The following is a 19,955-nucleotide window of genomic DNA, read 5'->3' on the forward strand; positions in this document are numbered from 1 at the left end:
ATGGCCTTGGCCAGGCAGATGATATCAGGGACAACCCCGGAGTGCTCCTTGGCAAACCACCTGCCGGTCCGTCCAAATCCGGTCTGCACCTCATCCAGGATGAATAGAGCCCCCCGGTCATCGCATATATCCCGCGCTGTCTTTAGATAATCCCCGTCCGGCACATAGACCCCTGCCTCGCCCTGTACCGGCTCCAGGAACACCGCTCCGGTCTCGGAGGTGACGGCTGCCTTCATAGCCTCGCTATCGTTGTAGGGGACGAACTCCGCTTCCCTCAGCGGCCGGAACGGCTCCCTATAAGCGGCTTTATGTGTTAGGCCAAGGGACCCCAGGGTGCGACCGTGAAAGGCCCTCTCCGCCGCCACGATCTTCGCCCTGCCCGTTGCCCGGCGGACGAGCTTGAGCGCCGCTTCTATGCTCTCCGCTCCAGAGTTGCAGAAGTATGCCCGGTCCATGCCGGTGAGCCCCTTCAGCTCTTCCGCTAAAAGGACCTGGTTTTCGGTGTAGTAGAGGTTGGAGGTGTGGATGAGAGCTGCAGCCTGGCGGCTGACCGTCTCCACCAACTTCGGATGGCAGTGGCCTATGCTGTTCACCGCTATGCCGGCGACGAAGTCCAGGTATTCCCTGCCTTCGCAGTCCCAAACATGAGCACCGCTTCCCTTGACGAGGAGCACGTCCTGGCGGCCGTAGGTCTGGAATATGGATTCGGATTCCCTTTTCACTAGATCTTTCTTGTCTGTCATGAGATTGACACCCATCCCGCTAGATGCTCTTGGCAAACCTCAGGCTCATTTGAATCTGGCGATTGACATCTCGGCTGGTTATATCCATATGGCCGGGATACATAACCTTGACATCCAGCTCTGTCAGCCTCTGGATGGAGCGGACCAATTCGTCGGTGCTTCCGCCGAACATATCCGTCCGGCCGATGTTACCGTCAGGGAATACTGTATCTCCGGAGAATAGCACCTTTTCCGTTCGCTCATAAAGACACAGGCTTCCGGTGGAGTGCCCTGGGGTCTCCATGACCTCCAGCTTCCATTCCCCAATATCCAGGACCATCCCCTCTTTCAGGGTCTCGTCCACTTTGTACTCCGGGGCCTGCTGGCCGAAGAGGTATGCAACCGATGCCAGCTCATCTCCTATGCAGCCCACCTCCTTCTCGCTCAGCATCAGGCGTGCTCCTGTCGCCTCCTTAAGGGCGGGAGCGGCACCGGAGTGATCGTGATGGCAGTGAGTGAGGACGATCAGCTCGATCTTGGCTGGATCGATGAATTTCTTGATGTTCTTTAAGGTCGGCCCTGCCATCATGCCCGCGTCCACCAGAATGGGCTTCTCATCCAAGACCAGGTAGACATTGCCATCGAAGGCGGCACCGCTAACCTTATGCACTTCAACCATTGATAAACACCTGCAGCGAGAAAGTTGCTCCTACAATATATTAGTTGGTAACAATGACCCTGATGGAAGAGGCAAGCAGTGGGCGCGTGCCCCAAAGTATCGAACGGGTGGCAAGAAAAGAGGGAATAGATCCGGCAAAGCTGGCCCGGCTGGTGGCCGCGGGCAGGGTGGTCATCCCGGGAAATGTCCGCCGCGAGGGGCTGGATCCGGCAGGCATAGGGGAGATGCTAGCCGTTAAAGTGAATGTCAACCTGGGCACATCCCAGAACCTCGACTCCGCGGAGGTAGAGGTGGAAAAGGCTCTGGCTGCATCTGAGGCGGGAGCGGATGCTGTGATGGACCTGTCCACTGGAGGTGACCTGGACCTGGTGCGCAAGAAGATCTTGGCAGCAGTGAAGGTGCCTCTGGGCACAGTGCCCATCTACCAGGCCGCCGTCAAACAGGAGCTGACCAGCCAGGGGATGTTTGATGCCCTGGAGCGACATGCTCGAGATGGGGTGGACTTCGTCACCGTTCATGCCGGGGTGAACAAGATATCCCTGGAGCGGCTCAGGCAGGACCCTCGACTGATGGGGCTGGTGAGCCGGGGCGGCTCTTTGACCATGAAATATATCGCCGATACTGGAGAGGAGAATCCCTACTATCAGGAGTTCGACTACCTGCTGGAGATAGCTAGGGAGTATGAATTGACCCTCTCGCTGGGCGACGGTCTGCGGCCAGGGTGCATCGAGGATGCATCTGACCGGGCCAAGTACATGGAGTTCATCATGCTCGGTGAGCTGGTTAAAAGGGCGCGAGCTGCGGGAGTGCAGGCCATGGTGGAGGGGCCGGGGCATGTGCCCGCGGATGAGATCGAGACCAGTGTGAGGGCGATGAAGCATTTGACCGGCGGAGCGCCCTTATACCTTCTCGGACCCCTGGTGACGGACGTCGCCCCCGGGTACGACCATATCACCGCTGCCATGGGTGGCGTGATCGCTGGCATGGCGGGAGCGGACTTCCTCTGTGCCACAACCCCCTCCGAGCACCTCGACCTGCCCAATAGAGAGGACGTGATCGAGGGAACCTATGTCACCCGGATCGCTGCCCATGCAGCCGACCTCACCCGGCCGGGGGTGCGAGAAAGAGCTAGATCCTGGGATCTGCAGATGTCCCGGGCGCGAGCCGCTCTGGACTGGGATGGCCAGTTCCAGGCGGCGATAAATCCGGCAAGAGCTAAGCAGATCAGACACAGGCGAGGATTGGAGACCGACACCTGCACCATGTGCTCTGAGCTGTGTGCCATCCGGCTGGCAAAAGAGGCGATGGAGAAAGAGAGGGATAAGGATCCGAAGCGTGCCTGATACAGCCATCCCGGCTCTTGTCGGGACACTGTCGTGATCTTCTGGACCCCTTCTCCCCATAATCTTTAGCGGCCCTTGATCATCTCAGCTTATCTGCTGCTTGGCAAGGGAGCTGGATGATCTGCACCGGCTCGATGATTATGTTGGAGGTGGCGGTGGCCTTCCCCCCTTCCACGGTGTTGATGGCGCGAACGGATATTCCCGATACTCTTATGTCCAGGCGGTTTCGAAGCTGGCCCTCAAGGCCTATATCCTGGCCGCTGAGATCCGGATCGCTGCAATTGCTGCTGCTCTTCTGGAGGCTGTTGGGAAAAAGCTCCCCTTGCCTCTGGGCGTAGGCTGCGGATAGATTTTCCAGTTTTGCGGTTAAAGCAGCCATATCTGGCATGAGCATCTCTCTGGGTTGTGAGAGCAGAATGGAATCTGTTCTTGGGCCGATGAAGGCATCGGTTGGCGTTTGATCAAGGTGATTTGAGATCTCACATGAGGTGATGGGCCTGTCTTGGCTCTGCCCGGCTAAGACTGGGCCCGATAAGAGAAAAACTATTAGAAGACCCGCTTTTATTGCATCGGCGGGTCTCCTTGAAATCTTCATGTCCAATCCTGTCTGATTCGACTGGCTTGATATCACTGCTGGTTGGCTATCACCTTGACGTTGTTGGTGGCGGAGGCAAATCCGAATGCAAGAGCGTCTCTATTGCCGATCTTGATCTGGTCTATATTGACCTTGATGCAGCAGTCCTGGCATTCTTCCTCGCAGCATTCACAGTCACCAGTGTCTTGGTTCTTTATGACCTCCAGGTTATTGGTAGCCAAAGTTACGGGAGCCCTGTGCCATGGCACTCCAAAGGCCATTGCTCTGTCATTTCCGATTACCATCGTATCCGCATTGGTATCCTGAAATTCCGGGAAAAGGTATGCTGAACCTTCTGTCTGGAATATCACGCCGTTCTTTCCGAAGATATCTATGCTGCCACTGCCGCCCATGCCCTGTGCAAATGCAGGTATTGACAGCATAGCTATGGCCAGCACTAAAATAACACCCTTCTGTCTAATAATTTCACCCCTTTCGTTGTTTGATATCGATACAATTTCTCTCTATAATATTTATCTTTTTTGGTAAGAGATACTAACCGCCAACGATTGTACCTGCAGTTTGAGGAGCACTCATTGCCCGGTGATTTATTCCGCCATATTCGTATTCCTCCTACCTATGATCGTATTCGCCGGATATACTACTCTCTCTATTACTATAAAAATTTTTTTGTTGTGTTTATAAAGATGAATCAGGCGAATATTAGCTTTCGAACCTTTAATGTGGCCAGGTCTACCATTGGCGCCACTGCACAAACCGGCTGAATGTTCATCTTCTTCTGAAAATCAGTCTGCGACTGCCAAGTGCCACTGTTTATCGCTGCCACTCCTTTATAGCGGGCGATTCCCACGGTATGGACGTGCCCGCAATGGAGAATTGCCGGGGGATGGGAGATGACATAATGATCCTCGTTCTCCGGTGCGATAGACACCCGGCTGCCATAGATTGGGGAGAGGTGCCTTCTTCTCAGCATCTCTATCATCGCCTTCTCTGGGTTGGCATAGGCGATTCCGGGCAGGCGGAGGACGAGATCGTCTATGCTCCGGCCATGGTAGATCAACACCGATATGCCGCTCAATGTAACCCAAGCGGGATTGCCCACGAAGAGCATATCAGGTCGGAAGTATTTCTGCACCTCGGGAGGGAGAGCGGGCTGGGGTTCCGCCTGGCGCACTATATCGTGATTGCCCGGGGAGATGATGATCTTGATGTCGCTTCTTATGGCATTTAGCAGCCCTGCAGCCGCCTCGTACTGGGAATAGATATCCATTATCGCCAGATCGTTCTGCTGGCCAGGATAAATTCCAATCCCGTCCACCAGGTCTCCGGCGATCACCAGGTATTCCACCTGGGAGGCAAGCCCACTGGGATCATCCGCTTCTCCGTTCAGCCAGTCGGAGAACCTCTGCCAGGCCTCATCCATGAAATACTTGCTCCCCACATGAAGATCGGATATGAGTATGGCATGGCCGCTACCTTTCTCCAGGGAGGCGGTCTGATTGGGCATATCAGGCCAGAGCAGCGATTTGACGAAGATCCTTCCATTACCGTCTGAAATGCCCGTGACTCCAATGACCTCATCCGGAATTATCTGCCCCGACTCCTCATAGGCCTCCCCATCCTTTTGGATGACCGCCACTATCATCCCGGTGGGATCCTCCAGCTCTATCACCCGGTTGCCTTTGGAGGTATTTCTGATATCAAGGACCATGCCGATTAGAGAGACCTCCCTGCCCGATGTACTCTTGCTCAAGGACTCTATCGGCCGGGAGTTGATCCGGCGGGAGAGGATCTCTCTGATCTTTGCATATCTGTCCCGAAAGTAGCAGACGAAATCATCGTACTCGCCTACACAAGTCGACCGCCCGGTTATGTCGCAGCTCAATTGAGCAGAGCCCTGGGTATGAGGATCGGAGGGCGCTGAGTCCAAGGTGATCTCAGATGCTGATGGTTCGATCGAGGAGGGCGGGGTCCTGGAGGCGGAAGGGAAGGATGGACGGGAAGGAGTTCTGGATGAAGCTGGCAGGATGTGGGTGCTCCTTCTCTGGATGGGGGTGGTGGATGCGGCATGACCAATTCCATTTTTTGGAGAGGACTGGATGAGGCCGTTGATGTGCTGCATTCCGATCACCGCCAGGGATCTATCTATGCTGCCGATTATGCGCCGGAAGAGCTCTTCCTGGCTGCCCTGATAGCGGCATATGGCCTCAAGGGCCTCCGGCTCCAGCTGGTAGCCCTGTTCGGCGAACCTCTGCACAGTCTCCCTGCCCTGGGCTGGAACGCTCTTGGCCGACTTGGGGGATATCTGCAGCATCGAAAGGAGTATAAGAATGTACCAACTGATAAATGTGGCTGATGAAGATCGGAGAATGGTTTGACAGTCTGCCTATCCCCCAGCTGGCCAAAGATATAATTTTCGTTGTAGTGGTGGTGGGAGCCATATCCCTCCTCTCCCAGATAACTCTGGGCCTCTGGACGCCTATGGTGGCTGTGGAGTCGGGAAGCATGGTGCCCAATCTCAATGTGGGAGATATTATCCTCGTTCAGGGGGCAAGCCGCACCGAGGTGATTCCCTGGGATGAGGGAGAAAAGATGAACTACACTGCATTCAACAATCCTGGGGACGTCATCCTCTATCGGCCTTATGGCAAGGAGAGCCTGAACCTCTTCGACCAGCTCAAAATGGTCCTGGGAATGCCTCCCGGCCAGGGCAAGGCCATACCCATAATCCATCGTGCTCTATATCACGTGGAGGAGAATGAGCCGATGTGGGAGGGAGGGCCTGGAGCGCCGTTTGCTGGCTATATCACCAAAGGGGATCATAATGAGGTCATCGACCAGATGGCAGGCCAGACCCTGGGCATGGCAAATATGTCGTACTTCGATCAGCATCGCGATGATATCATGCGGGTGGGCGATGACGTGTATCTGGACAAGAACACCGGCCTGCTCCTTTACCAGACCGAGAATGGAACCTTTGTGGGAGATGGGATCAGCTATCTGACCCCGGTGAAGGATGAGTGGGTCATAGGGGTGGCCAGGGTGAAGATACCATTGGTGGGCTACGTCAGGCTGCTGCCCAATATAATCTCTGATGAGATTCACAAGATAATCGGTTAAATAAAATAAATATAATATCCGGGTATCAATGGCCCTCTTCTGATGGGCCCGGATTCCACCTGGCCCGCACCGCCCAGTGGTCCAGGTGGAATGGCTCCAGGTTCATGATCTTAATAAGCTCCAGCCCTTCCAGCTTTTTTAGCTCTGACTGGAGAACTGCTTGAGGCGGGGCGGTCGTGTCCACCGAGCGGCTCTTGAGCATGAGACACAGCTCGCCTCCCTGGCCCAGGTACCTCGCGCAGTTGAGAGAGGCGATCTGGGCCTGATTCTTCTGAGCTACATCCTGGTAGACCAGATCCACCGGTTCCAGGAGAGGAGCATACTCCTCCGGCTTTGCCGCATCGGCGAGGATGGGAATGATGTTTTTGCGTCTCTCGCACAGCCGGACCAGGTCGCGCATGGAGCGGGCCGAGAACTCCACCGCATAGACCAGGCCTTCTGAGACAATATCCGCCACGTGGCTGACGGTGGTGCCAGTGGATGCTCCCAGGTAGAGTACCCGGGAGTTGCTCTTCAAGGGGAGAGTCTGCCATTTTCCCTTCAGGATGAGGGCGGCGAGCTTCGAGCGATATGGGTCCCAGAGGCGATATCCATTGTGGATGCGTTCGCCGTAAACGGGCACGGGATCGGACGATCTCGTCGCTAGCCGCGCACCATCCCTTTCATGCAGGATATATATCCCTGGAGCAATCTCTTCCGGTGGCATCGGGATATTGCTTTTCTCTTGGGTGCCAACTTCTCGATGCAGAGCCTACAGCTCCTTTCCCATGGAGGTGGTGGTCAGTTTGACATGCTTCACACCCTTCAGGGACATCATCTTCTCCGCCGCCACTCTCACGTCCTTGCCCTCTCCCCGCAAGACAATCACCTCCAGGCAGTTGTCGTGGTCCAGATGGACATGGAGGCTGGACTGGATGATATCGCCCGAATCATGCTGGATCTCAGTCAGATTCTCCACCAAGCCCCTTTGGGAATGGGAATAGACCAGGGTGATGACCCCTACTCTCTCCCCCTGCACGTCGCTCATCCATTCGTAGTGGACGATGTAGTTTCTGATTGCATCCCTTATACCCTCGGAGCGCGAGGAGTAGCCGCGCTTCAATATTATCTCGTCGAACCTGGAAAGAAGCTTTTCAGGTAGCGAGACGCCTATCCTCATTAATTCCTGTTCCATGTATAATCGCGTTTAAAATACAGGTGATATTTAGTAATAAGCTTTATGGAGCAAAATCATAATTGCAGAGATATTAAACCATGGGAACCATAAAGATTTTCCCCTTGCCTGGCTAAGATAATGGCATATGCCAGACATCGCACTCATCGGCCAGAGGACTCTGCTCTTCGAGAAGCTCTTCCAGGATGTAGGGGCCAGCTACCAGTTCCTGTCGCCAAACATCCTGGGAAGCCCATTTTTGCCCCAGTACAAGATGGTGATGATTCCCTCCGGCTTTGCCAATCCGGATTATTCCCAGATCCTTCCCGGTCTGGAGAGGATGAAATCGAATATAGAACGCTTTGTCATGAATGGCGGGGTGCTGACGGTGTTCGGCCCCCTGGTCCCGGAGCATGACTTTGATTGGCTACCTCTCCCCTTGAAATACAAGTGCGAAATGAGCACTCAGAGTGTCAATCCCTCTGAGGGGGATTGCTCCTGCCTGATCTGCACCACCAACCCGGAGTGCGACGGCTACCTCATTCCAGGAGAGGGCTTCGAGACGGTGATAAAGGACGATAAGGGCAGGGCCATTCTGGTCATGGCCAGGCACGGAGAGGGTCTCATTGTGGTCACCACTGTGCATGAGTTTCCTGCGGCAGAGTACATAAGGTGGGCTTTGGAGTTGGCCAGGCCCGCCCGTATATGAGGGATGCGGCGGCGATGCCAGACTGCAGTCCTGAGAAAGAGCATCTCCTGATCAAAAAGAAGAGCAAGCTGCGCCAGGAGGTCGAGGATTTGCTGGAACAGAAGGGATTCGTCATGGAAAGGAGGATCTCTGTGATAAATTTGGATAGTGGAGAAGCTCATTACTTTGAAGACTATGCGGCATCCATGGAGTTCCTGAAAGGCAAGAAGGGAAGGTGGTATATTACTACACCTGGTTTAAGGCACTCCAGAAAAGATCGCTAATGCCGCAGATAACATTCTTCTATATTTATTCAATAAGATTTATTTTAAGTGATCGCTGCTATATGCAAATGTAGTTCTCCATGTCGGAATCCTCTCGCATCACCTCAAGCGCGCCAAGAGGTCTTTGGTTTTTGAGGTTATTGCAGCTTGCATCCCTTGTTTCCTCCTGGAGGGATAAGTTTCCTCATCGATGCTTAAAGCCAGAGCATCCAGCGCTTCAATAGCCTCTGATTCATCTATTCCCCTGATCCGGCAGACTTCGGGCAACACCTCTTTGGGATCTTTTTGTTTAGATTTGGCGAGTACTATGGTCTCCCTGCATACCGCGGCATATTTGCGAGGAAGCTCCATCCGTCCAGGAAACTCAGGGTCCCAGGATCTGGCCGCCCTAGCGATCAGCTCGTCTTGAGAATGTGAAGTCTTAGACCTCACTAAATGCAAGATCTCCATGCTATTTACTCCAATCATGATCAATAACATTTATTAATTAAGAAGTTTTCGCCAATCTCGTTGAATTTATCAAAAACAAAAAGATAATTATCATGTTGTGCGTTTGGTTGCAGGTGACGTCTGCTGAAATCATCGCCTGAAAGCAGTAGCAAAAGGTATATTTCTTCCAGCAATATTCACCATCTCGTATGTTGGCGGTTTTCAGCCACTCCTGTGCGCGACCAGGGATTCGATAGACTCCGAACTCACATCTACGAGTCGATATGCATTAACTCAGGCGACTTATCAATTACACTGTTATTATCATTAAATCTATATTCCTAAATTCAATATTTACAAGGATCATCATCTCACTGAGCTAGTAAATTAATTTAGTTTCAATTGACACGATAAATTATTGACTAAGTGCAGATAATTGTTCGCAGAGACTCGTCGAATCTATATATATTTCCAATTAAGAATATACATATCGTCGAACACGGCTTCGAAAACTACATATATAAGTATTATCAACATTATCAGTGATGATTATCCCATTTCTTGTCGTTGGAATTATAATAGCGAGCACAATTCTAGTGTGCTCGTACAGAGCTATCTATGGACCGGGGACGTTCAACCGTATCGTTGCTGCGAATGTGATAGGCACGAAGGCGATTGTGCTCTTGATCGTGGTGGGCTATATCATCGAAAGACCGGAATTCATCGACATTGCACTCATGTATGCTGTAATTGCATTTATTGGAACGATAATTATCGCCAAATATGCAGAAAGAGGAGAACTATGCTTGCGATAGACTTGGTAGCTACAATGTTTTTGGCGGCAGGAGCCTTCTTCATGATAATTGGAACAGCGGGGCTGTTGAGGTTTCCTGATTTCTATACCAGGTTGCATGCTACGGGAAAATGCGACACACTTGGACAGATCCTCATAATAGTAGGTTGCATGACCTATGAAGGATTGAGCTTTATCACGATTAAACTGATCTTCGTGTCGGCTTTTTACCTGTTGGTCGGTCCTACAGGTACGCATGCCTTGATGAAAGCTGCATATGCTAGCGGCTTGCCGGTTTGGAGGAAGGGCGACAAGAGGATGTGATGGAGAGATGACAGCTATGAAAAAAGAAAGCATGGCCTTCTCAATTGCCCTGACTTTTTGCGTCATGTTCGCATTCTGGATGCTCCTATCTGCCTGGACCGTTTATCTTCTCGAACCCTACGATCTCTTAAAAGTATCGTCAAGAGGTATATTGGCAGCATTGATTGTCTCATTCCTCACCTACGAGATCTTCGTGCCCAGCCGAGGCGAGAATGTGCTCTTGAAGATACGAAGATTAATTCCTTATATCGGATGGGAGTTATGGCAAATTTATCTGGCCACTATTGATGTGACAAAACGTGTCTTGGGCATTCTGCCGGTAGACCCCAGAATCATAGAATTTGATACAACTCTGAGAAGCGACTTCGCCCTAGTCACATTTGCAAACTCCATCACATTGACTCCAGGGACAATAACCATAGATATCGAGCCTGAGAAAGGGAGATACATAGTGCATGCCATTGCCAAAGAGCCTGCAGAATCTCTTACCGTAGACCAGACCATGCAAAAAAAAGTGGGTCATGTCTTTATGGAGGAATAAAGGAGGCAAAGAAATGATACTTCCTATTGACTTATTGTTACTGTTATTCCTTCTTATTATTGCCGTGGCAGCGTTATGGGTAAAGGACCTTTTGGCTGCCATCGTCCTGATGGGCGCTTATAGCTTTATTATGGCCAATGTTTGGCTGCAGATGGGCTCATGCGATGTAGCATTTACCGAGGCGGCAGTAGGTGCCGGTGCCTCGACTGCCCTAATGATGGCCTGTTTATCGAGAGTGCCGAGGTGGGAGAAGAAATGAAACCATCCGCAATGAAACCACTGACGATATCGGGATTCATTACCGCCATCCTCTTGATTGCCTTGTCGATATATGTGGTCGAGGACCTGCCAGCTTTCGGTGATGAGAATTCTCCTGTTAATAAATATGTGAAGCTTTTCAACGTTGATGCCGATGGCCTGGTGGAGAGCTTAAATGCAGGCATTCTTCCTTTGCAAATCAAAATCAAAATAGAAGATATGGGATTTAATAAAGAGGAGAATTATCCAACCCTGGAAGAGGGGAATTACAGGATCGAGTGGAGCGAAAAGGGATCGTTCGAGGGGGGTCGGCTCTCAGAAGGGGGTTGGGATGTTCTTATCAATGAAGGCGAGATATTTTATAATGAACCTATACGATATTATTTTATTAAAGAAGAAAATAGAAATTTGACCGTCTACAGATATAATTTTCCGGTTAGGATCAATGAACTGACTGAAGAGGAGACGGCCACCATAAACATCGTGACTGCCGGGCTTGCTGATTACAGAGGTTACGATACAATGGGCGAGGAGACCGTCATCCTCACCGGCGCTATTGGCGTTATATTGCTGCTGAGGAGGCGAGGGAGACTATGACCCAGGAGAAGAGGGCATATAAAAGGGATGTCGTAATTGAGGTGACGGCGAGTCTGATGTTCCCTTTTATCTTGTTATTTGGGCTCTATGTTATGATGGGGACGGGTGGGACTGGAGGCGGATTTCAAGGTGGGACAATACTCGCCACAGGATTCATCCTTTACATAACCGTCTTTGGCACGGACAAAGGCAGAGAAAAAATGCCCGAGTCAGTGAATGTTTTCTTCAAGAGCTTCGGCTTGTTCCTGTATAATGGTGCCGGTTGGTTGTGTATCCTTTTCAGCCTCGCCACTGCGCAGTGGCTTAATATGCCCGCATTTTGGCCTGTGACGGAATTTACAGGCATAGCAGGAGCTAGGGGGTTTCTAATAGCATACATGATCTCTGTGGGGATTGGATTGACGGTGATGGCGTCATTCGTCTCTCAATATTTCGACCTGTCTATGAAAGAGGATGATGAGATGGACGGTGATGAAGGATGATGGAATGGCTAATTCAACACGTCCTCGAAAAATATAATTTCTGGATTGCCATGCTCATCATCATCATAGGCCTTACTGCAACGATAGTAAAGGAGAACTTGCTTAAAAAGCTCATCGGCTTAAGCATATTTCAGACGGCTATGTTCCTTTGGTTTGTATCCCTTGGAGATGTGGGGCGGAATATTTTAACCACCTGGGGATTGAAAACGGGAACTCCGCCCATTTTATGGGAACAAGCAGCAGAGAAAGGCTACATATACGTTAATCCGCTGCCTAATGTGCTGATGCTGACGGGAATTGTGGTGAGCGCAGCCACAACCGCAGTCGCCCTAGCCATTGTGATAAGAATATATCAAAAGTATGGGACCATAGAAGAGGACGAGATAATAGAGAAAGAGAAGGAATTTGAGCGAGTGGGGGGGTGATGTGAGAAATGTATCCAGTTGAACATTTCCCCGTGCTCATAGTCGGACTGGCATTGTTTTGTGGCTTTACTATGCTGCTTGCTGGATACACGAGCAGGAGGCTGCCCTTCTTCATGTCTTTGGCCATGAACTCGGTCTTCCTCATCATGTCTCTATTCATATTGGATCATGTCCTTACAGTGGGACCCATCCGCTACTGGCTGGGGGGGTGGAGGCCGCCCTGGGGCATTGAGTACGTTGTAGATGCGATGAATGCCTACCTGCTGATCATAGTTATATCAATAGTTATATTAGGATTAATATATTCTCGTGGTAACGTACGGCATGAGATAGAGGAAAGAAAGCATGTCACCTTCTATACCCTTGTCCAGCTCATGGCTGCCGGGATGTACGGAATAACCGTTACTGGCGACCTGTTCAACATGTTCATATGGTTGGAGATTGCGTCCTTGACCGCATATGCATTGATAGCTGTGGCCGGTGGAAGAGCATTGCGGCCGGCTTATAATTATGTGATAATGGGTTCCATCGGTGCAGTCTTATACATCTTTGGCGTTGGTTGGATTTATTCCGTCACGGGCACCCTCAATTTCGCTGATATGAGGCTTTTGCTTCCACTCGTATATGACAGTAGAGCAGTTCAAATGGGCTTTGCCATGATTGTTGTGGGTGTTATGATAAAGGCATATATTTTCCCTCTTCATTTATGGCAGCCCGATGTGTATACCTATGCGCCGTCCACTATAAGCTCAATGATGGCTTCAGTGCATGTGAAGGTCATGTTTTACATGCTTCTTAGGATGTTTTACTCCGTCTTTACATTGGATTTCATTAGACATTATATCGGTCTAGATTTGTTGATATGCTGGGTTGCGGCGATAGCCATATTGGCCGGTTCAATTTGGGCCATTAAGCAGAGAAATCTGAAGAGAATGCTCGCCTACTCCTCGGTATCACAAATGGGGTATATACTCTTGGGGTTGGGGCTGTCTCCCTTATCTCCTTGGGGGCTGGTTGGCGTTGCGGCTCACATACTAAATCATGCCATAGGGAAAGGCTGTCTCTTCATGTGCGCCGGCGCTATCAGTCAGCAAGAGGGACTGAGGGACATAAGGGACTTTGAGGGCCTCGGGAAAAAGATGCCGCATGTCTGTGCAGCCTTTACTATTGCCGCACTCTCGATGATAGGAATTCCGCTTACTGCGGGATTCGCATCCAAGCTTTTCTTGATCGTTGCCTCCCTGGATGCCGCACAATACCCCTTCGTGGCCGTATTGCTGCTAAGCGGCCTCCTCAACCTGGTATATTTTTGGAGGGTGATTGATCAAATGTACTTTGTGAAGCACAAGGGGACAGAGAATGCGGCAGAGGTCAGAGAAACGGGCAAATCTCTCCCGCTCTCTATGGTTGCACCGATACTGATCCTGGCGTCCCTTTGTATCATAATGGGCATCATCTGGCTCACAAATATTCCTATGCCTTTGATTAATCACATATTATCGAATCTGAGAATGGGGGTGACGCTCTAATGGAGCTAATGACGCCGCTTTTTGCCATCCTGTGCCCAGCGATCGCGGCCGCTTTAATTCTGCCATCCCGGAATCATCCCAACATAAGAGAGGCTTGGACAATAGCCGCAAGCTTAGCGATGTTCCTGCTCGTTCTGTCCATGGCACCACTGATCGTGAAAGGAGAGACGATAAAACTCATCTTATTCCAGTCGATGTTCAAGGATATCTATATTGGATTCAAGGTTGATGCCTTTGGCGAAATCTTCGCCATAACTGCATCCTCCCTCTGGGTGCTGGTCTCCATTTACTCCATAGGATATATGCGAACGCTCAAGGAGCATGCTCAAACTAGATACTACTTCTCATTCTGCTTTGCCATAATGGGTGCGGTGGGTGTTGCGTTATCGGCAAATTTGGTTACTCTGTTCATATTTTTTGAGATAATAACAGTCTCTACCTACCCACTGGTGATTCATGAGCAGACGCCGGAGGCACTGCGGGCAGGGCATAAGTACCTGGCCTATCTGATGCCAGCAGGCGCCTTCCTCCTTTTCGGCATCATGATCACTTATTACCTGGCAGGCACTACGGATTTTACCCCCAGCGGGATAAGGCAACTCGCTGATGCCTCACCACTGGTAGTAACCGTGCTATTCTTCGCCTTCCTTCTAGGATTTATGAAGGCGGCGTGGATGCCCTTTCATTCCTGGCTGCCCTCGGCGATGATTGCACCTTCGCCCGTGAGCGCGCTACTGCACGCCGTGGCTGTGGTCAAGGCGGGAGTCTTTGGAATCGTGCGCATAGTAGGCTACGTCATAGGTATGGACCTGATGCAGGAGCTGGGGCTTTGGCTGATCCTGGCAGGCATTGCCGGCTTCACCATGATCGTTGCCTCCTTCTTCGCCATCACCCAGGACAACCTCAAGAGGAGGCTAGCCTACTCCACCATAAGCCAGTTATCCTACATAATCTTGGGTGCGGCATTGCTGACCAGAGACAGCATGCAAGGGGCGATGCTGCATATCCCCTTCCACGGATACATGAAGATAACCCTCTTCCTTTGTGCCGGTGCCATATTGGTGGCTACAGGTAAGACGAGAATAAGCGAGATGGCGGGAATAGGGAAGAGGATGCCCCTGACCATGCTCGCATTCAGCATAGCAGCCATAGGCATGGCAGGAATCCCCCCCGTTTGCGGATTTATCAGCAAATTGTATCTCTGCCTGGGAGCATGGGCAGTGGGCTCTCCATATGGGATGATATTCTTAGCAGTTATCCTGATAAGCTCTTTGCTGGATATTGTTTATTTCTTTCCTATAATACTGACAGCGTTCTTCAAGAAACCTGCTGAGGATATCAGCGTATTTGGAGAAGAAAAGATGAAGGAGGCACCACCGTTGGTGGTCGTCCCCTTGACAATAACTGCAATTTTTTCCCTAATATTTTTCATATATCCAAATATGTTCTATATATATGATTTGGCAAAAATGGCTATATCAGAGCTGTTCGGAGGTGTATGAAAGAATAATCCAAGACAGCATCAGAATGATAATTATAGGCAGATATATTGGGATTGATGATAGAAAATATGGAGAATGCATCGATTCGGACATAAGGGGGATGCATGATTATAGGGAGATTTGTGATTGTGCTGTGGATGGCGATATGCTTAGCATCAGCCAATCCCGATACTATGACTTCCGGCCAGCTTAACACATCCCTCAGCGGCCCAATTCCTCAAGAGGAATGGAACAGAACCTATGGCGGCTCCAGTGACGATGTGGGCACCTATGGCCAGCAAACCAAGGATGGCGGCTACATCATTACCGGCTATACCTCCTCTTATGGCGCCGATGCACCATTTTCCTGGCTTATCAAAGTCCAGCACAGGGGAGATCTCTGGCTGATAAAAACGGATGCGGAGGGACAAAAGGAATGGGATAGAACATACGGCGGCCTGGGAAAAGATCTGGGCTTTTTCGTCCAGCAAACTAAGGATGAGGGGTACATCATCGTGGGAGGAAAGAAGTCCTTTTGGATTATCGGCAGTTATGACTTATGGATTATAAAGACCGATGCAAAGGGGAATGTCTTGTGGGATCGAACCTTTGGAGGATCCGGCGAGGATTTGGGGTTCTCAGTGCAGCAAACCAATGATGATGGGTACATCATAGCAGGTTACACGTCATTTACCAATGGCAAGAAGGCCTGGATCATCAAGATCGATTCGCAAGGAAACAAGCAGCTGGATATGGCCACGGGCAGAGCGGATTCAGAGGCCGCATCGATCGGGCTGACCAAAGACGGCGGCTATATCATTACAGGTTACACACCGTCTTCTGGATCCGGCAAAGAGGATGTATGGCTGATAAAGACCAATTCGAAGCTGCATTGGGATTGGCTCAAAACCTTCGGTGGACCTAACCGGGATTTGGGTTTGTCAGTGCAGGAAACGGAAGATGGCGGGTATATCATTGCTGGCTTAACAGAGTCCTTTGGTGCGGGAAAAGGAGATGTCTGGCTAATAAAGACCGACCCGAAGGGAGACCGAGAATGGGATAGAACCTTTGGGGGGAGCAATTTTGACTCCGGTGCTTCTGTGCAGCAGACGAGAGATGGCGGGTATATCGTCACCGGTTATAACACCACAACTATCGACAATGTTGGTAGCTATTCCCGGCTGTTCAACTCTGACAATATTGGGCGTGTATGGTTGATAAAAACCGATTCAGAGGGGATTGAGCTGTGGAATGAGACGTTTGGCGGCACCCGCAATGACTGGGGAAATTCCGTGCAGGAGACGCGGGATGGTGGCTATATCATAACCGGCGTCACCGAGTCTTATGGCGCAGGAAAGGAAGATGTCTGGCTGATAAAAGTAAGATAAGAGAGATGATGATGGGATGTCAGGAGAGAGATCGATGGAAAATACCGCAGAAGAAGAGAGGGAAACGAGGGCGAGAAGCGAGTACTTTTGGCATACCTATTACGGCTTTCCCTCGGAGATGCTCGGCTGGGCCTTGCTAGTTGTGACGCTGTTATTCTCTGCATTCGTGATATCAGTAGCTATGGGTATGTTATGATAATTATTGGAAATGAGGGATCAATTATATCCAAGATGAGGAGATGATGAAAGTGGATTTATTACTCGCAGTTCTCGCCATATTGGGCATTATTGGATATGTATTTCTCTTTCTCGGGACCGCTGAGCCACGTCACCGGCACGGGAACCTATTCCTCACAATCGTTGCGTTCTCCCTCATAATAATGGTAATAGCTGGCTTATTTGTTCAGTGGCCCGTCGAGTTCGCATGGCAAGAAGTGACGGCATTTTATGCTATATTCGGTTTCTCTGCATTCACCTTCCTCATCTATGCCGCCAAGGGATTGCGTCTTTGGCTCTCGAAAGATGAGGACTATTATAAGAAGAAGGGGGTGTGAAGCTGATGATCGGCTGGTTGCATCCTGGATTTATACTGATCATAGGAGCGTTGCTCATACCGCTCTTCAAAGGTAAGTGGAAGCAGGCATATTTAATTATTCCTCCCTTAGCAGCGCTAATAGACGTAATACTCATGTATACGGGAGTGTTTGGAGAAATTCCCTTCTCTTCATGGCATCTGCCATTCTTGGGATATGATCTCGTCTTCGGAAGAGTGGATAAACTGAGCTTTCTATTCGCATTGGCATTTAGCCTGGCCTCCGTCCCGGTCATGATCTATTCGCTTCATGTAAAAAGTAGCAGCGAACATATGTGCCAGCTAGTATATGCGGGAAGTGCGCTGGGAGTAGTCTTTGCCGGTGACTTAATAACCTTATATTTCTTCTGGGAGATAATGTCGGTCGCGTCCATGCTCGTTATCTGGCATGGTGCGACGGAGAACGCGCATAGTGCCGGGTTTAGATATATCATGTGGCACATTGCTGGAGGCATAATCCTTCTGGCAGGAATTGTCATATATATAGCCAGCACTGGCTCAATAACCTTTGATGCCATTGGCTGGAATTCGGGCAGTACTTATCTGGCTGCTATGTTAATCTTCTTAGGGTTTATTATAAATGCTGGCGTTCCTCCGCTGCATGCCTGGCTACCTGATGCTTATCCCGAGTCAACTGTTACGGGATCTGTATATTTGAGCATCTTTACAACCAAGTCCGCCGTGTATGTTTTAGCGAGGGGTTTCACTGGTTTTGGGCCTTTGATGTGGCTGGGGGCAATTATGGTTATATATCCTATATTTTATGCCGTCCTGGAGAATAACTTGAGGAGGGTTCTCTCCTATAGCCTCATCAACCAGGTGGGTTTCATGCTATGCGGCATAGGAATGGGCACAGCTCTTTCCCTCAATGGCGCGACTTCTCACGCTTTTGCCCATATCATCTATAAGTCACTGCTCTTTATGAGCGTGGGAAGCGTGCTTTTTAGGACGGGAACTGCAAAGATCACCGACCTTGGCGGATTATATAAGACCATGCCGTTAACTACCATTTTCTGTTTAGTGGGAGCGGCATCAATTTCGGCATTTCCTCTTTTTTCCGGTTTTGTGACCAAAGCGATGGTCGTTCAAGCATCTGCATTTGGGGGTCTGGCAATAGTCTATGTTCTCTTGCAGCTTGCCTCCGCAGGCGTTTTCGAACACGCAGGCATAAAGGTTCCATTCTTCACCTTCTTTGGCCAAGACTCAGGCCTGCGGGTAAAGGATCCACCACTCAATATGCTATTCGGCATGGGGATAATGGCATTCTTATGCATCTTCATAGGCCTGTATCCGTATCCTCTATACCAGCTTCTCCCCTACCCCGTTGATTTCGATGCGTACACAGCACCCCATGTTATAGAATCACTTCAACTGCTGTTATTCGCTTCATTTGCGTTCTTCCTTCTCATAACCTCAGGAATATATCCTCCAGAGGGGAGGACAATTAGCCTCGATACAGACTGGCCATTGAGACTTGCTGGGGGGAAGTTTATATGGTTCGTAAAGGGGCCTTTGACGAGCTTCTCAAACTGGATGGACGGCAATGTCAAGAGGATAGCTGCTGATTTCTCTCTATTAGGAGAAGAAAAGGAAGAGAGAGTATTTATTGGAGTATCTGTGATGCTGGCGCTCTTATTCCTGGCGTTCTACTTGATCGTGGAGTTGCTATACCAGTGGATTTTCTCTTAGTCTCAGCGAAGGAGGAATGAGTATGCGATATAGCGGAGATACTACTATAGGATCGATGAAATGAAGGCAGAGCAAAGAAGAGAGCTGAGCCGAAGAGCTATCTAATATAAGTAACTATAAGTTTCAATGGTGATAGTATGCGAGTTCAATCACTTGGTTATATCCTGATGGCACTCATTACCCTGTGGATATATGTAACCACGGTAATAGATGCTGTTATTTAGGGGACTGAGAGGATATGGATGCTGATGAGGGATTAGTGTTTGCAGGAGCATCGCTTGGGTTAAGCATGCTGATTGTTTGGGTTATTTTTATCATCATCCTTTTATGGAATGGGGGGGCAGGATGAAGCAACCGTAATCAGGTGAAGAATCAGGGGAACCTGTTGACCATTCTATTAAATAAGATTGGATCAAAGACCCCCGGAGACGGCCGCTTGAACTGGCGAGCCCATCAGCTTGAGCGCGGCTATCTGGGAGAGAGGAAAATCCATCGTTGCCAGGGCTGCGCCTATAACTATTGAAATGCATCCGATTATTGCTAAGCTTGTGCGCACCCTGCGTTCAATGGGCAGGAGTCCGACTGCACCAAATAGTGCCAAGAATGCCAATACGGGTGAAATGGTCCATGCAAAGAGCCCTAGCACAGCTACGATTGCAGTGAGCAACGCTTTGAGAGAAGTCCCCTTTAAAAAAGAGCCCTCGGCCCAAATTGAAAACATCCTTCGCATGCCGTCATATCTCCATTACAGGCCAATTCAGCCCAATTTTCGATATCATAGATCAGGCCTTTGTTATACATTCTCCATATTAAATGGTTTTGGTAAACTACTCCGGCCTAAAG

At 50.1% G+C, this 19,955-nt stretch carries 26 protein-coding genes; 17 read left to right on the plus strand and 9 right to left on the minus strand.

The window, feature by feature from the left end:
• Positions 1 to 743, minus strand: a 743-nt coding sequence (locus tag BP822_RS10000; protein ID WP_286878223.1) for an aspartate aminotransferase family protein, incomplete at its 3' end; no start/stop codon positions are given.
• Between the two features lie 19 nt (positions 744 to 762).
• On the minus strand, positions 763 to 1,401 hold the full coding sequence (locus BP822_RS10005; RefSeq protein WP_276620073.1) for an MBL fold metallo-hydrolase: 639 nt from the start codon (positions 1,399 to 1,401) through the stop codon (positions 763 to 765).
• A gap of 53 nt (positions 1,402 to 1,454) precedes the next feature.
• Between BP822_RS10005 and thiC the strand changes: the two genes are divergently transcribed.
• Positions 1,455 to 2,744 carry a phosphomethylpyrimidine synthase ThiC gene (gene thiC / locus BP822_RS10010; protein WP_013719285.1) on the plus strand — a complete coding sequence of 430 codons (1,290 nt, stop codon included), beginning with the start codon at positions 1,455 to 1,457 and terminating at the stop codon, positions 2,742 to 2,744.
• A gap of 79 nt (positions 2,745 to 2,823) precedes the next feature.
• On the opposite strand, the gene BP822_RS10015 is transcribed toward thiC, so the two are convergent.
• The 3 genes from BP822_RS10015 to BP822_RS10025 all read right to left on the minus strand — a co-directional run bounded on the left by BP822_RS10015 (position 2,824) and on the right by BP822_RS10025 (position 5,653).
• Complete coding sequence (locus tag BP822_RS10015) at positions 2,824 to 3,132, minus strand: hypothetical protein (protein WP_273270998.1); 309 nt, start codon at positions 3,130 to 3,132, stop codon at positions 2,824 to 2,826.
• 239 nt (positions 3,133 to 3,371) lie between these two features.
• On the minus strand, positions 3,372 to 3,761 hold the full coding sequence (locus BP822_RS10020) for a hypothetical protein (protein WP_157863714.1): 390 nt from the start codon (positions 3,759 to 3,761) through the stop codon (positions 3,372 to 3,374).
• Between the two features lie 269 nt (positions 3,762 to 4,030).
• Positions 4,031 to 5,653 carry a DNA-directed DNA polymerase II small subunit gene (locus tag BP822_RS10025; protein WP_013719282.1) on the minus strand — a complete coding sequence of 541 codons (1,623 nt, stop codon included), beginning with the start codon at positions 5,651 to 5,653 and terminating at the stop codon, positions 4,031 to 4,033.
• A gap of 32 nt (positions 5,654 to 5,685) precedes the next feature.
• Between BP822_RS10025 and BP822_RS10030 the strand changes: the two genes are divergently transcribed.
• Complete coding sequence (locus tag BP822_RS10030; protein ID WP_013719281.1) at positions 5,686 to 6,459, plus strand: S26 family signal peptidase; 774 nt, start codon at positions 5,686 to 5,688, stop codon at positions 6,457 to 6,459.
• 25 nt (positions 6,460 to 6,484) lie between these two features.
• Here BP822_RS10030 and BP822_RS10035 read toward each other — a convergent pair whose 3' ends face one another.
• Both BP822_RS10035 and nikR read right to left on the minus strand, forming a co-directional pair.
• On the minus strand, positions 6,485 to 7,165 hold the full coding sequence (locus BP822_RS10035; RefSeq protein ID WP_013719280.1) for a fibrillarin-like rRNA/tRNA 2'-O-methyltransferase: 681 nt from the start codon (positions 7,163 to 7,165) through the stop codon (positions 6,485 to 6,487).
• A gap of 45 nt (positions 7,166 to 7,210) precedes the next feature.
• Complete coding sequence (nikR, locus tag BP822_RS10040) at positions 7,211 to 7,633, minus strand: nickel-responsive transcriptional regulator NikR (protein ID WP_048132064.1); 423 nt, start codon at positions 7,631 to 7,633, stop codon at positions 7,211 to 7,213.
• Positions 7,634 to 7,760: 127 nt separating this feature from the next.
• Here nikR and BP822_RS10045 point away from each other — a divergent pair, with 127 nt between their 5' ends.
• Together BP822_RS10045 and BP822_RS10050 are read left to right on the plus strand one after the other, a co-directional pair.
• Positions 7,761 to 8,321, plus strand: coding sequence for a hypothetical protein (locus tag BP822_RS10045; RefSeq protein WP_013719278.1), 561 nt, complete (start codon positions 7,761 to 7,763; stop codon positions 8,319 to 8,321).
• A gap of 14 nt (positions 8,322 to 8,335) precedes the next feature.
• Entirely contained in the window at positions 8,336 to 8,584 is a 249-nt protein-coding gene (locus tag BP822_RS10050; protein ID WP_013719277.1) for a hypothetical protein, read from the plus strand.
• Between the two features lie 99 nt (positions 8,585 to 8,683).
• On the opposite strand, the gene BP822_RS10055 is transcribed toward BP822_RS10050, so the two are convergent.
• Positions 8,684 to 9,016, minus strand: coding sequence for a hypothetical protein (locus BP822_RS10055; RefSeq protein WP_162145006.1), 333 nt, complete (start codon positions 9,014 to 9,016; stop codon positions 8,684 to 8,686).
• Between the two features lie 542 nt (positions 9,017 to 9,558).
• On the opposite strand from BP822_RS10055, the gene BP822_RS10060 reads away from it, so the two are divergent.
• From BP822_RS10060 to BP822_RS10120, 13 genes are all read left to right on the plus strand, one after another.
• On the plus strand, positions 9,559 to 9,828 hold the full coding sequence (locus BP822_RS10060; RefSeq protein WP_013719274.1) for a monovalent cation/H+ antiporter complex subunit F: 270 nt from the start codon (positions 9,559 to 9,561) through the stop codon (positions 9,826 to 9,828).
• Entirely contained in the window at positions 9,816 to 10,130 is a 315-nt protein-coding gene (mnhG, locus tag BP822_RS10065) for a monovalent cation/H(+) antiporter subunit G (RefSeq protein ID WP_048132059.1), read from the plus strand. The genes BP822_RS10060 and mnhG overlap by 13 nt, the downstream gene beginning before the upstream one ends.
• 16 nt (positions 10,131 to 10,146) lie before the next feature.
• Positions 10,147 to 10,671, plus strand: coding sequence for a Na+/H+ antiporter subunit E (locus BP822_RS10070; RefSeq protein WP_013719273.1), 525 nt, complete (start codon positions 10,147 to 10,149; stop codon positions 10,669 to 10,671).
• 13 nt (positions 10,672 to 10,684) lie between these two features.
• Positions 10,685 to 10,930 carry a Na(+)/H(+) antiporter subunit B gene (locus tag BP822_RS10075; protein WP_048132057.1) on the plus strand — a complete coding sequence of 82 codons (246 nt, stop codon included), beginning with the start codon at positions 10,685 to 10,687 and terminating at the stop codon, positions 10,928 to 10,930.
• Entirely contained in the window at positions 10,927 to 11,526 is a 600-nt protein-coding gene (gene mbhE / locus BP822_RS10080) for a hydrogen gas-evolving membrane-bound hydrogenase subunit E (RefSeq protein WP_273270813.1), read from the plus strand. The genes BP822_RS10075 and mbhE overlap by 4 nt, the downstream gene beginning before the upstream one ends.
• The gene (locus BP822_RS10085; RefSeq protein ID WP_052297537.1) at positions 11,523 to 12,008 is read left to right on the plus strand and encodes an MnhB domain-containing protein; all 486 of its coding nucleotides are present in this window, start codon (positions 11,523 to 11,525) and stop codon (positions 12,006 to 12,008) included. Before mbhE ends, BP822_RS10085 begins: the two co-directional genes overlap by 4 nt.
• Positions 12,005 to 12,433: a sodium:proton antiporter gene (locus tag BP822_RS10090; RefSeq protein ID WP_273270812.1), complete on the plus strand. Its 429-nt coding sequence runs from the start codon at positions 12,005 to 12,007 to the stop codon at positions 12,431 to 12,433. The genes BP822_RS10085 and BP822_RS10090 overlap by 4 nt, the downstream gene beginning before the upstream one ends.
• 8 nt (positions 12,434 to 12,441) lie before the next feature.
• Positions 12,442 to 13,962 (plus strand): monovalent cation/H+ antiporter subunit D family protein, encoded by a 1,521-nt coding sequence (locus tag BP822_RS10095; protein ID WP_273270811.1) that lies wholly within the window; start codon positions 12,442 to 12,444, stop codon positions 13,960 to 13,962.
• A 119-nt stretch (positions 13,963 to 14,081) separates the two neighbouring features.
• On the plus strand, positions 14,082 to 15,464 hold the full coding sequence (locus tag BP822_RS10100) for a monovalent cation/H+ antiporter subunit D family protein (protein ID WP_273270809.1): 1,383 nt from the start codon (positions 14,082 to 14,084) through the stop codon (positions 15,462 to 15,464).
• Positions 15,465 to 15,601: 137 nt separating this feature from the next.
• On the plus strand, positions 15,602 to 16,831 hold the full coding sequence (locus BP822_RS10105) for a hypothetical protein (protein ID WP_286878224.1): 1,230 nt from the start codon (positions 15,602 to 15,604) through the stop codon (positions 16,829 to 16,831).
• A gap of 34 nt (positions 16,832 to 16,865) precedes the next feature.
• On the plus strand, positions 16,866 to 17,027 hold the full coding sequence (locus tag BP822_RS10110; protein ID WP_157863711.1) for a hypothetical protein: 162 nt from the start codon (positions 16,866 to 16,868) through the stop codon (positions 17,025 to 17,027).
• Between the two features lie 43 nt (positions 17,028 to 17,070).
• A complete protein-coding gene (locus tag BP822_RS10115; RefSeq protein ID WP_048132048.1) occupies positions 17,071 to 17,385 on the plus strand; it encodes a hypothetical protein in 315 nt (104 codons plus the stop codon).
• Positions 17,386 to 17,390: 5 nt separating this feature from the next.
• Positions 17,391 to 19,112: a Na(+)/H(+) antiporter subunit D gene (locus BP822_RS10120; RefSeq protein ID WP_273272314.1), complete on the plus strand. Its 1,722-nt coding sequence runs from the start codon at positions 17,391 to 17,393 to the stop codon at positions 19,110 to 19,112.
• Between the two features lie 412 nt (positions 19,113 to 19,524).
• Here the strand turns inward: BP822_RS10120 and BP822_RS10125 are convergent, their stop codons facing one another.
• Positions 19,525 to 19,842, minus strand: a complete 318-nt coding sequence (locus BP822_RS10125) for a DUF1646 family protein (RefSeq protein ID WP_013719267.1) — start codon at positions 19,840 to 19,842, stop codon at positions 19,525 to 19,527.
• Positions 19,843 to 19,955 lie beyond the last annotated feature (113 nt).

The sequence above is a fragment of the Methanosaeta sp. UBA458 genome, assembly GCF_002496085.1.
In the GTDB taxonomy this organism is placed as follows: Archaea; Halobacteriota; Methanosarcinia; order Methanotrichales; family Methanotrichaceae; genus Methanothrix; species Methanothrix soehngenii.